General features: G+C 70.2%; 6 protein-coding genes. 2 read left to right on the top strand and 4 right to left on the bottom strand.

What is annotated here, in order from left to right; all coding sequences use genetic code 11:
• A partial coding sequence (locus EER30_RS46240; protein WP_164842794.1) for an alpha/beta fold hydrolase occupies window positions 1-413 on the bottom strand: 413 nt, incomplete at its 3' end.
• A 252-nt stretch (window positions 414-665) separates the two neighbouring features.
• Window positions 666-3,407: a helix-turn-helix transcriptional regulator gene (locus tag EER30_RS46235; protein ID WP_127509586.1), complete on the bottom strand. Its 2,742-nt coding sequence runs from the start codon at window positions 3,405-3,407 to the stop codon at window positions 666-668.
• Window positions 3,408-3,839: 432 nt separating this feature from the next.
• Between EER30_RS46235 and EER30_RS46230 the strand changes: the two genes are divergently transcribed.
• Both EER30_RS46230 and EER30_RS46225 read left to right on the top strand, forming a co-directional pair.
• Entirely contained in the window at window positions 3,840-6,563 is a 2,724-nt protein-coding gene (locus EER30_RS46230) for a helix-turn-helix transcriptional regulator (protein ID WP_127509583.1), read from the top strand.
• On the top strand, window positions 6,560-9,322 hold the full coding sequence (locus EER30_RS46225) for a helix-turn-helix transcriptional regulator (protein WP_127509580.1): 2,763 nt from the start codon (window positions 6,560-6,562) through the stop codon (window positions 9,320-9,322). The genes EER30_RS46230 and EER30_RS46225 overlap by 4 nt, the downstream gene beginning before the upstream one ends.
• A 6-nt stretch (window positions 9,323-9,328) precedes the next feature.
• Here the strand turns inward: EER30_RS46225 and EER30_RS46220 are convergent, their stop codons facing one another.
• Complete coding sequence (locus EER30_RS46220) at window positions 9,329-11,809, bottom strand: helix-turn-helix transcriptional regulator (protein WP_164842792.1); 2,481 nt, start codon at window positions 11,807-11,809, stop codon at window positions 9,329-9,331.
• A gap of 192 nt (window positions 11,810-12,001) precedes the next feature.
• Window positions 12,002-12,634 (bottom strand): HD domain-containing protein, encoded by a 633-nt coding sequence (locus EER30_RS46215; protein WP_164842791.1) that lies wholly within the window; start codon window positions 12,632-12,634, stop codon window positions 12,002-12,004.
• Between the last annotated feature and the right edge of the window lie 216 nt (window positions 12,635-12,850).

Raw genomic sequence — 12,850 nt, 5'->3', positions numbered from 1 at the left:
AGGCCGTCCGGGTTGCTCTCCGACTTGACCATGATCGGCGGCACCGCGCCCGCCGTCACGACCTTGGCGACCCGCCCCTGCACCTGGCCGTACTGCGCCGCATACCGGACCGCCTCACCACCACCGGTCGAGTGGCCGATCACGATGATGTCGCGCAGATCCAGCGCCTCGACCACCGCGTTCAGATCCCGGCAGTACGTGTCCATGTCATTGCCCGAATACGTCCTCTCCGACCGGCCGTGCCCACGACGGTCGTGCGCGACCGTCCGGTAACCGGCATCGGCGAACTTCTTGATCTCGACCGACCAAGCATCGGAACTCAACGGCCAGCCGTGACTGAACAGGACGGGCTGCCCGGAGCCCTGATCGGTGTAGTAGATCTGAACGCCGTCGGGCGTCGTTACGTAAGGCATCGCATTCTTCTTCCGCTCGGTATCGGTGTTCGGACGCGGAAACCGTCGGCGCCGCGCCCTGCACTCAACCTGCTACGGCCCGCGCCGGCACACGATGGGCATACCTCCTACCGTTGCCGGCAGGCGCCGGAAGAGATCACCACTCGCCGGTGATCCGAAGTACGGCGCATGCGATTCGCGCAGTAGATTTCCCCGGTCGGCATCGCACGAGTCGATGACATGCGCCGCGCGACAGCCTCGCCCCGGCGGTCCTCAACTCCGGTCGAGCTCACGGCGGGAAGTGATTCCCAGTTTGGTGAACACGTTGCTCAGGTGCCATTCGACCGTCCGGGCCGACAGGAACAGCTGGCTGCCGATCTCGGTGTTGGTCAACCCGTCGCTCGCCAGCCGGGCAACGGTTGCCTCCTGGGCGGTGAGCGTGCTCCGCGCCTCCGGCGGGCGTTTTCCGACTCCTTCACCGACCGCCGCGAGTTCGCGTCGAGCGCGTTCAGCGAATGCTTCCGCGCCCACGTCGACCAGCATGCGGTACGCGGTTCGCAGCTGAGTTCGGGCGTCGATGCGGCGACCCTGCCGCCTCAGCCATTCGCCGTGCAGCAGATAGGCGCGGGCGAGCTCGAGGCGCAGCCGGGTGCGGCTCAACCTTTCGATCGCCTCGCGGTAGATGCCGTCGGCGTCCTCATCGTCGCTGAGCAGTGCACGCGAACGCGCGTGGATACCGAGGTCGTAGTCCGTGCGATCGGCGGCCGCCATCTGGGCCTCCCTCGCCGCCGCGGCCCGGGCGGTGTCGACATCACCGCTGCGTACCGCCGCTTCGATCAACTCGGGTAACGCCCACGCCGACAGGTAGAGGGGGTCTTGGCCGGCCTGCCGCGCGGCGGCCAGGGCGTCGGTGTATCGACCGAGACCGTTGTAAAGGATTGCCGCTGTGTACTGTGCGTAGCTCACTGCATGCCCCTGGCCAGTGGCCATACCGGCGGCGATGGTCGACTCGATCAGGGGGACGGCATCGGCTTCGTCCCCGGACAGGCACGCGAGCAGAAGAGGCGCGAAGGGGGGATATCCGGTCCCGGTGGCTTCCGCGACCACGTCGGCCTCGGCGATCAACGAGCCGGCGGCGGCAAGGTCACCGCTGCGCATCAGGGTTACCGCCTGTGATGCCAAGTCGATCGGTAGCTGATCGAGTGCGCCGACGTTGCGGGCGAGCTGGGTCTGCTCGGTGGCGATCGCACGCCAGCAGTCCTCGTCGTACAGCACGATCGCAGCGGTCTGGGCGGGCCAGCCCCAGCGGAGCCGTTCTTCCTTCGAGACGTCGTGGCTGGTGAAGGCGGTCACCGCGCGGCGCAGCGCCGGCGTCGCGGCCGCCCGGCCCTCGGTGACGACACGAGCGAGGCCGTCCAGCAGCAGGTCGACCACGGACGGCGGGCCCGGCGGCGGAGGCAGCGTCAGGGCCGCGCCGGAGACCTCCTGCAGATCGCCGGCGCTCGCCAGATGTCCGGCGAACTGCGCGGCCGTCCACGCGCTCAAGTAGGTCTCCCGAGCCAGCTCCAGGTCGAGCGGCTCGAGCCGCTTGGCCGCCTTGAGCAACAACGGTGGTGCATCGCTGCCAAGACCGGAGGCGAAGGCGATTTGGCCGTGCAGCAGGTCGGCACGAGCGCTGGCGGACTCGTCCAGCGGGCCGGTCTGCGCCGCCGTCAGAAGTTCCATGGCCCGGCCGAGGGCACCGGAACGAGTGCTCACCTCGGTTGCGGCAAGTGTCCGTTCGATCCGGCGCATCGGGTCGACCGACAGCGCCGCCGCACGTTCCAGGAATGCGGCGGCCGCGGCGAGGCCGCCGCGTTCCCGCGCCTGGTCCGCCGAGCGCTCCAGTTCAGCCGCCACGTCCTCGTCCGGTCCGGCCGTGGCCTGGGCTCGATGCCATGCCCTTCGGTCGGGGGCCACGCCGGGATCGATGGCCTCAGCGATGGCCCGGTGCGCCTTCTGTCTTTCCTCGAATGAGGCTGACCGGTAGACCGCCGACCGCACGAGCGGATGCCAGAACTTCACCCGAGACCCGAACTCCACCAGCGCGGCCGCCACCGCCGGCGCCGCTGCCTGAACGGGAATCCCCATGTGTTCCGCCGCCCGCCACACCAGCGACGGGTCACCGGACGAATCGGCCGCCGCGAGGAGCAGCAATGAGCGGGTCTGGTCGGGCAGGCTTTCCATCTGCCGACGGAAGCTGTCCTCGATTCGCCGCGCCAGCGAGACAGCGCCGGGCAGCCCGAATCCGCCCGCCATTTGCGTGAACGTCAGTCCTCGGGGCAATTCCAGCAGCGCCAACGGATTGCCGCCGGTTTCCGCGACGATGAGGTCCCGCACTCGCGTGTCCAAGGGCCCGGCCACCACTGACTCCAGCAGCGCTCGGGCGTCGTTCTCGCCAAGTCCACCGATTTCGAGTTCGGGGAACCCGTCGAGTTCCGTTCCCGGGTCGCGGCTGGCGAATATCAGGCCGACCGGGTCGGCGGCCAGCCGCCGCGCGGCGAAGCCCAGCGCCTGTGCCGACGCCTCGTCGAGCCACTGCTCGTCATCGATCAGGCAGATGTGCGGACGCTTCTCAGCCGCGCCGGTCAGCAGGCTGAGCACGGCCAGCCCGACGAGGAACGGGTTCGGTGGCGGGCCGAAGGACAAGCCGAACGCGGTGCGCAAAGCTTCTTGTTGCGGCGCGGGCAACTGCTCGATCCGGCCCAGCATCGGCGTGCACAGCACCTGCAGCCCCGCGAAGGCCAGCTCCATCTCTGACTGCACACCGGCAATACGCGTCACCCGGCACGCCGACGCGTTCCCGGCCACGTAGTCCAGCAGTGCCGTCTTGCCGACCCCGGGGTCGCCCCGTATTACCAGTACCCCACTCTGCCCCTTCCGCACCCCGCCGACGAGACTATCGAGCAGGCCGCGCTCGTTCTCCCGGTCCGCCAGGGCCGGCGCGCGACCCTTCAGCCGGGACCTCGAGGTCATCTGTCTCAGCTGCGCCACGTGCGGGATCGCGGCCGGGCAGGCATGCCGGCGATCGCGTCGAATCCTCTGACGGGGTGCTGTCGAAAGCGTCTTAACCAGGCAGAACGGTTCATGCGGGCTCCCTCTGACCAGACATCCCATCAAGGAAGCCGAGAACGGCCGAGGAGCAGTCCTCGAACGTTGCGCCAGAACTCCGTGCCGGACCAACCACACGTACGCCGGTCTCATCCCCCAGTTCGGGATCTTAACCCGCAGGTCGGCGCACGGTAAGCGCTGAACCGAAGATGTGGGGACGTGGGCTCGCCCCGAGTACGACGGTAGATCGATCCCCGGGCCAAACCCCGGGGTCGAACCCCGGGACGGTTCCGGGGGCGCTGAACGCCGTCAAGGCGAAGGGTTGCGCGTGTCAGCGCCAGCGTGAGGAGACCGGCCATGGCTTCGGGGATCGCGTCGTCACTGGTAGACCGGGACGTTCACCGGATGGCGATTCAGACGTTATTGACGAGATCATCCGGTGCGTGCTGCCTCTTCGGCGGACCAGGCTCGGGAAAATCCGTACTCCTCGACGTGGCCGCTGACGCAGCCAACGATCACGGCGTCGTGGCGCTGCGGGCCGCGGGCGTCCTGCTGGAGTCGGACGTCCCCTTCGCCGCTCTGCATCAACTGCTGCTCCCCCTACGTCCGCACTTCGCGGCGCTCCCGGCCGAACACGACCGGACGCTTTCATCGGCGCTCGGCTTCGCCGACAGCGATCACGAAAATTCGGTCAGCGTCGCCGCGGCCACCGACTCCCTCTTGCGGCATTGTTTCGTGGCCGAGCCGGTGCTGCTGATCGTCGACGACTGGCAGTGGGTCGACTCCCGGTCGGCTGCCGTGCTGGGCGCGGTCCGATGCGCCCGGCTGATCGCTCTGTGCGCGGAATCCACGCCACGTGCGGCCGACGTGACCGGCGCCGAACCGATCGGGTTGCCGCCGCTCGACGACCTGCACGCGTCCCGGTTGTTGCATGACCGCTGTCCGGGGATCGCGAAGCGGGTCGACCGCCGGCTCCTGGCCGAGGCCGCGGGAAACCCTCTCGCCCTGCTGGAACTCGCGGAGTCGCTGAGTGCGGACCAGCGCGGCGGACGAGCGCCTCTTCCGTCGGTGCTGATGACGGACGGCCGTCTGAACCAGCACTACACGCGCCGCGTCGTACGACTACCCGCGCCGACCCGCCACCTCTTGCTGCGGGCCGCCCTCGAGAGCGGCTCGTCCGCGGATCTGCCCGCCGACGGCTGGCTCCCCGCCGAGCAGGCGGCGTTGGGCTGGTTCGATCCTCACGACCGGCGGTGGGCGTTTCGCCATCCGATGGTGCGGTCGGCAGTCCTGCGCTCGGCAACGGGTGAGGAGCGAGCAGCGGCACAGAGGGAACTGGCCCGGCGGGCCACCGGCCGGCCGGAGCAGCAGGCCAGGCATCTCGCTGAGTCGACCATCGGCCCGGACGAGGCGGTGGCCCAAATTCTGCAGGACGCCGGCCACCGGGCATCCGAAGCCGGCGACGGCGTCGGTGCGGTCACCGCTCTGTTGCGCGCCGCGGAACTGAGCGCGGACGGCTCACAGCGCAGCCGGCGGCTGGCCGAAGCCGCTTACATCGGCGCCAATGTCGCCGGCGATCTGCGCACGATGCCGGCGCTGCTCACCGCCGCCCGCGACGCCGACCCGGACGGGGCCGGATCGTTGCCCATAGCGGTCGCGGCTGCGCATCTGTTGCTCCACGGTGACGGTCACATCGACACCGCCCACCGCCTGCTCTCCGCGACCGTCGATGCCGCCGTCGCCCGTCACACCTATGACGACCCGCTGCTCATGGAGGCGTTGTACGAACTGGCTGACGTCTGCTTCTACGCCGCCCGGGACGAGATGTGGACGGCGCTGAGGGACACCCTGGAGCGGATCGGGCCGGGCGTTCCGGCCCTGCTGCGCATCTACGTCCAGGCCGGACGTGATCCGGCGTCCTTGACGGCATCGGATCGCATGCGCCTGCACGCGGACTTGCGCCACCTGGACAACGAGCAGGATCCGACGGTCATCAGCCGGATCGGCCGGATCGCCCTCACCTTCAACCGGGTCAAGGATTGCCGGGCCCCGTTGGCACGGGTCATCGACGACGGCCGGGCCGGCGGAGCGGTGGGCTCGGCGACCAACGCCATGATGACGGTCGGCCTGGACGACCTGCGCGCCGGCCGGCTGGACGCGGCCGAGGTGATCTCGGCCGAGGCGCTGCAACTGTGCGACGCCCACGGCTACGGGCTGATGGCCTGGCCGTTCCACCTCATCCGGATGATCGCGGCAGCCCGCCGTGGACAGGAGCACCTGGTGCGCGAGCAGGCTGTCCGGGTGACCGCCTGGGCGGCGCCGCGTGGCGTCCGCGCCGTCGCCCGCTCCTGCTCGTGGGCTCAGGCCACCCTGGCGATCGGCAACGGCGACTTCGAGGAGGCCTACCGGCACGGCGTCGCGGTCACCCCGCCCGGCGTGTTGCCTCCGGGAACCCTGGTGGGGGCCGGAATCTCACTCGAACTCATCGAATCCGCGCTTCGCACCGGACGCCGGGACGAGGCCGCCGCGCACGTCCGCGCCATCGTCGAGTCCGGCCTCGACCGCGTCTCGCCGGCGTTCAGCCTGACCACACTCACCGCCACCGCCTTGGTCGCCGCTGACGACACGGCACCAACGTTGTTCGCCCGGGCGCTGGCCGTGCCCGGCGCGAAGGAGTTGGGCTGGGACTACGCGCGAGCGCAACTGTTCTACGGCGAGCGGCTGCGACGCGTCCGCGCCGTCGCCGCGGCCCGGCAGCAGCTGACCGCAGCCCTGACCGCATTCGAGCAGATGGGTGCGACACCCTGGGTAGCTCGTGCGAACCGGGAGCTGGATGCCACCGCGGCAGCCCGCACCCAGACGCGAAAACCAGGGCAGACACCACTCACGCCGCAGGAGATGCAGGTGGCCGCTCTCGCCGCCACCGGCCACAGCAACAGGCAGATCGGCGAGCGGCTGCTCATCTCGCACCGCACCGTCGGCGCTCACTTGAGCAGCGTGTACGACAAGCTGGGCGTTCATACGCGAACGGCGCTGAGAACCGCGCTCGGCGACTTCGAGGACACCGGGGTGCCGGCATGAACGGTGATCAGCCCTTGGCCGGGCGGGCCGATGATCTCAAGGTCATCGGGCGATTCCTCAGGACAGCCGGCGATGGCGGCGGAGCCGCTCTCCTTCTCGTCGGCGACCCCGGCGTCGGCCGGACAGCTTTGCTGGAGGCCGCGGCGCGGCGCGCCCTCTCCGCTGACATGCGGGTGCTGCGGGTGTCCGGCTCCACCGAGGCCGTCGCCGCGAAGTTCGCCGCCCTGGACGGCCTGCTCACTCCCCTTCGAGCCGAGTCGGACGCGCTGCCCGAGTGCTTGCGAGCGACGTTGCACGTCGCGCTGGGCCTGGCTGAGGGCCGCGAACCGGGACTGCTGGCCCTCGGCAACGCCACCATCGGCCTGTTGCGGCTCGCCTGCCGCGACCGACCGCTGCTGGTGATCGCGGATGACATCGATCAGCTCGACCCGGCGAGCGCACAGGTGCTCGTGTTCGTCGCGCGGCGTCTCACCGCTGGGCGGATCGCGCTGTTGGGAGCGATGGACTCACGGTCGCTCGGGTTCGTCGCCGACACAGGTTTGGCAAGTCACCGCGTCGGCCCGCTGGACGAGGGCGCCGCGTCACTCGTGCTGGACGCCCGCTGGCCCGGCTTGGCCGTTCGTGTCCGGCACCGCCTGCTCTCGGTCGCCCGAGGTAACCCGCTCGCGCTGGCGGAGCTGCCGGCGGCGCTCACCTCTGATCAGCGGGCCGGCCGGGACGCGCTGCCACCGGTCTTGGCGTTGACAGCGGCACTGAGGAGTTTGTTCTCCGTGCCCCTGGGCCGGCTTCCCGCGCCTACCGAAGAGCTTCTGCTGCTCGCGGCCCTGGAGAACTCGGGCGAACTCGCTGTCCTGCAGACGGCGGCGTCGCACACCGATCTTCTGCAGGCGTTGGCGCCGGCCGAACTCGCGGGACTTGTCGAGGTCGACGTGTACGCCAAGCGCATCGCCTTCACCCATCCGCTGGTCCGCTCGACCGTGGTGGCCCTGGCGCCGCCGGTGGCCCAGCGCCGGGCACACCGGGCCCTCGCCGCCGCCCTGCGGAACCACCCGCAGAAACGCGCCTGGCATCTGGCCAGGGCGACGGTGGAGGCCGACGAGGAGGTGGCGGCTCTGCTCGAACAGAGCGCCCGCGACAGTTTCCGGCATGGCGAGACGGTGAACGCGGTCGCCGCGCTCGGCCGCGCCGCTGAACTCAGCCCGACACCCGCCCTGCGTGCTCGCCGGCTGTTGGAGGCCGCCTATATCGGCGCCGATGTCGTCGGCGACCTCAGCAAGGCCGCGCAATGGCTCCACCAAGCCGACGTCGACCGGTCCGATCTCGTGCAGTCGCTGCCGGCCACAGTCGCGGCTGCTCAGTTGCTCGTCAACGCGGAGGCCCGGGCGGGCGTCGCCCACGATCTGCTGGCCGCCGCGGTCGAGGCCTATCCGAACCGCGACGACGCCCACGACACCGTGCTCAGCGACGCTCTGCACTCGCTGATCCTCAGTTCTTGGGTCGGTGGGAGCACCAGTGCGTGGGACCCGGTCGTCGCGGGGATCGCCCGGCTCGAACCGCACCCGCCCCCCGTTCTCGATTCGTGTGCGCGAACCTTCGGTGACCCGGTCCGGCTGGCTGAGCCGGTTCTCGGGTCGGTGGAGGCCAGTGCCGAGGCTCTGCGCGACGAACTCAACCCGGTCGTGATCAGCCGGGTGGCGATCAGCTGTGTGTACGTCGATCGGCTGGGTGCTTGCCGGGAGGCGCTCGACCGGGTGATCGCGGACGGGCGTGCCGGCGGCGCGGTCGGCTTGGGGATCAGCGCCATCGTGTCGAACTCGGTCGACAATTGGCACACCGGACGCTGGGCCGACGGCGATCGGCTGGCCGCCGAAGGCATCGCACTGTGCGAGCGGTACAACTACCCTCGTTACTCCTACATCATGCGGTACTTCCGGTGCCTGATCGCCGCGGCCGGGGGTGACGTGGACGGTACCCTCGCCACGGTCGACGAGATGGTCCAGTGGGCCACACCCCGCGGGGCCGGCATCACTGTCCAGTTCGCGCACCACGTGCGGGCGCTGGTGCACAACAGCGTCGGCGACTACGACCTCGCGTTCCAGGAGGCGGCGGCGATCAGCCCGGCCGGAACCCTCGCGCCGTACCGGCCACACGCTCTTTGGGTGCTGATCGACCTGGTCGAGGCGGCCCTGCGCAGCGGCCGACCGGGCGAGGCGCAAGCCCACGTGGCCGCCATGAAGCGCGAGCGGATCGACCGGTTGTCGTCCCGTCTGGCACTGGTGTCCGCCGGCTGCGCCGCGATGGTCGCTCCCGATGACGAAGCCGTCGCCATTTTCCATCGGGCCCTGACCGTGGACGACGCGGAACACTGGCCGTTCGATCGGGCCAGGATCCAGCTCGCGTACGGGCAGTGTCTGCGCCGGATGCAGCGTTCCGCCGCGGCGCGCGCCCACCTGCGCGAGGCCCTGGAGACCTTCGAGCGGCTCGGCGCCCAGCCCTGGGCCCGACGTGCCACCGGCGAACTGCGGGCCTCGGGCGCTGCCTCGCCGACGGCGGCTCCGATCACCGCCGCGGTCAGCCCGCAGGAGTTGCAGATCGCCCGCCTGGCCGCCTCCGGGATGAGCAACCGCCAGATCGGTGAGGAGCTGCACATGTCGCACCGCACGGTCGGCGGCCACCTGTACCGGTTGTTCCCCAAGCTGGGCGTCACCTCTCGAGCCTCGCTACGGGACCGGCTCGACGAAATGGCGGGCGATCAGTGAGTCGCCTCAACGGTCGGTGAAACCGCGCGTCAGGTTGGCCAACTGCACCCGCGAATTGATGTCGAGCTTCGCGAACACATGACGGAGATGGGTGCTCACCGTGTGCGCCGATACGAACAACGTACGAGCTACCTGCCTGTTGGTCGCTCCGCCGGCGACCAGGCGCACCACCCGCCGCTCCGTCTCGGTCAGGCTCGCCCAGCCGAACGCGGGTCGCGACTGCACCGGTTGCCCCTGCACCTCACGGACACGAAGAAGACCGATGACCCGTTCGACGTCCGCGGTGGCGTGACAACCGGCGAAGGTCTCGAGGGCGGCCTCCCACCGGGTGATCGCGGCGGGCAACCGGCGCGCGTCGGCGAGGACGACACCGGCTTGCTCCAGCGCCGACGCGTACAACAGTGGGCGCCGCACCGGCCGAAGCAGGTGCGCGGCGTGATCGAGCCGCTCGCAGTCGCGGTCGAGTACGCCGTGGACGAACGCGGCTACACCGACGAACAGCGCCGGGGGCGTGCCGTCGCGGACGAGTTCGGCCGCCGCCGCCCGAACCCGTGAGGCCAGTCCCGCGTCGCCTGCGGCGACGGCCAGACCTGCGGCGAACACCAGAAAGTCGTGATCCGCCGGGAGCGGAGGGGTGACCGGCAGAACGGGATCGTCCTCGAGCAGTCGGACCGCCACGGCTGGAGTCGTCGAGAAGGCCCGCACCCGCGTTGCCCACACTCTGGCAGCAGGGCCGCCGGCCTGCTGAACTCGGCCCGCGAACTCATCAGCCTCGGCGGCGAGGCGGCTGTCGCCGGTGTGCCGAGCCAGACCCGCGTACGTGATCATGCGGACGACAGCGCTGAAGGTGCCGGAATCGGTGCCGCCGGGCGCCAGGTCGACCGCCTCGGCTTGGACGCGCGCGCCGGCCAGCCGTCCGTCGGCCAGTTGAAGCAGGCCGGACATGCGTGTCCACAAAAGGATCATCTCGGTGTCGTGCCGCCGTTGCGCGCCCAGCAAGGCGTCGGTCATCGCGGCCGCCGACTCATCGGTGCGGCCCAAGGAGTGCAGCAGGTGGGCGCTGTGCAGGGACCACAACGGCTGATGCGGCCCGGTGCCGTCTCCTTCGGCGATGAGTTGGAGCAACTCGCCGAGCCGGGAAGAAGTCCGTCCGCCGGCGCTGCTTCCCGCCGATGTTCCGGCCAGTACGAGCAGGGCGAATCCCCGTGCCTCGGCGTCGGCGGTGGGGCCCGCGTCGGCCAGGACGCGGTGAGCCTTGGCTGCCGCCGCGCGCGGGTCCCCGCTCATCCACAGGTCGTAGGCGAGCCGTGCCTCGTGTCGTGCGGTGCTCGCGGGCGGCGCATCGTGATCTGTCCCGATCCGATCCACGGTGCGGAGTGTTGCTCCGCGGGACGCCGGGCCGAGATTCACGATCAGGGATTCCACCTCACGTTCCAATGCCGCCCGCAATGAGGTCGGCAGAGACTCTCGTACGGCTTGGCGTAGCAATTCGTGGCGGAACCGCAGATGGCCGGCGTCGTCGACGATCAGATCGGCGCGAACCGCCTCCTCGAACGCCTCGACCAACTGCGACGGACGGCATTGCAGCAGAGCCGCCAGGGGCGCGACGGTGAACCGCTCCGGCAACAAGGCAGCCATCCGTACCACTCTGCGTGTCTGGGGGCCGAGGCGATCGAGCCGTTGATTCAGCAGATGGATCAGGCGCCGGGGAAGCGCGGTGCCGATCATCGCGGCGCAGCCGTCCGCGATCGTCAGCCGGTCCTCCTCCCGCAAGCCGTGCAGCAACGCCAGCAGCACAAGAGGGTTGCCGAGTGCCCGCTCGGTCAGCGCCAGCAGATCCGGACCAGCCGGTGCTTGCAGGATGTCGGTAGCGATCGTCGCGGTCGTCTCAGGTCGCAACGGCGGCAGTTCCCATCGTTGCGCGCCCTCGGCCGCCAGGTGCTCCCAGGTGTCACGCACAGCCGGAACGGCGTCGTCACGGGCCGCCAGTACCCAGAGGATGCCGAGATGTCGCAGGTCAGTCGTCAGTGTGCGAATCGCCGCCAACGTGGAGCCACCGGCCCACTGCAGGTCGTCCAGCACGACTGCGGTCGGGGACCGTGCCGCTGCCGCTTCCAGAGCTGCCCGTATGACCCTCAGCAGCCCGTAGCCCCCGTCGGCACGGGACACCGAGGTCCAGAAGGCGTCCGGATCGGCGGCCGGCGGTTCGCTGCCTGACACAGCGGCCAGCAGAGGTGTGAAAGGGAGCGCCGGCCGGCCGTCGAATGCCCGTCCGGCCAGCACGCGGACGCCGGCCAGTTCCGCCCGGTCGTACGACTCGCGCAACAGCCGGGTCTTGCCCATGCCGGATTGCCCCTCGAACAAGAGCACTCGGCTCGGGCCCTTGCCCGTACCGGCGACGCCGGCCCCGATCGCGTCGAGGTGGGCGTCCCGTCCCCGTACGGCGAGCGACATCGGTACGGTCCGGATGTTCTCGATCGTGGTCATGGAAGCTGCCCCCCACCAGGCGTCCGTCATCCGTGCTCGGTACCAGCGTCACGCCGCTCGGGGTACGGAGCATCGGTAGCGCGACTCCAGGTCGCCGTGGCTTTCCACGACGAGAGCCGATGGGTATCGATGCTGGTCGCCGCCACGACCGTGATGGACGAAGTCGGATGACCTATGCGCCCGCGCCGGAAGTCAGAACGCGGCGAGGCGGGCGTCCGGACCCGGCCCGGCCCGGTGGGCGGCGAGCAGAGCGGCCGGCCAACTGCCCGCGGGCGCTCGACGCTCGTCCTGGACCGCCTGCTCGACCACGACCGCGCTGAGCACTCGTTCAATATCGAGCCGGGGCAGGGCTTGTTCGGTCGACGCGCGGAGGTCCGCATCGATCAGCGCCTCGCCGAAGTCGGCTCGAACCGCGAGACGTACCAGACGCGCCGTCTCACTGACGCGTTCGGCGATCTGTGGGCTGGTGTGCAGAGCGATCGCCGTCCACACCGCCGCCCGTTTGGAAGGGGTCCAGCCGTAGCCGACCAGCAGCGCGACGGCCAGATCCGCGCCTTGCACCTCGAAACGCTCCGGGCCGTCGGCCAGTGCCGAGGCGCCCAGGTCGTGCAACAGGCAACTGTGCAGGAGCACGCCGTCGTCCACGTCGGCGGGCTCGCTGTCACGCAGGGCGAACGCATAACGCAGCACACGGATGCTGTGGTGCATGATCGCGGCCGGGCACGAGGCGCTGAGCAGGGCCAGCGCTTGCGGCGCCGTCGGAACCTGCTCGACCAGCCGGCGAAGCCAGGGCGGTTCCGAAGCCGCAGCCGTCGTCCTCGCCATAGTTCCCTCCCCGTTCCTCGGCCCCTCCAGCCTGTCCACCCGCCGCGCCGAAGGCATCGCACGACGGTGCGACCCACAAGCATGCGATGTGGTGCCTCCGCTGATGAGGCACGTTGAGCGGGATCACCGGGCGTCGAAGGCCTCGCGGTCCTTCTCGATAGCGAGTGCGTTGCGTTCGGCCCACCACGCCAGGTCGATCACCACCTCGCGCAGGCC

It is taken from the genome of Actinoplanes solisilvae (assembly GCF_003999975.1).
GTDB classification, from domain to species: Bacteria; Actinomycetota; Actinomycetes; order Mycobacteriales; family Micromonosporaceae; genus Actinoplanes; species Actinoplanes solisilvae.
The sequence above is the reverse complement of the archived record's forward strand: the minus strand, read 5'-3'. Positions and strand labels throughout refer to the sequence as shown.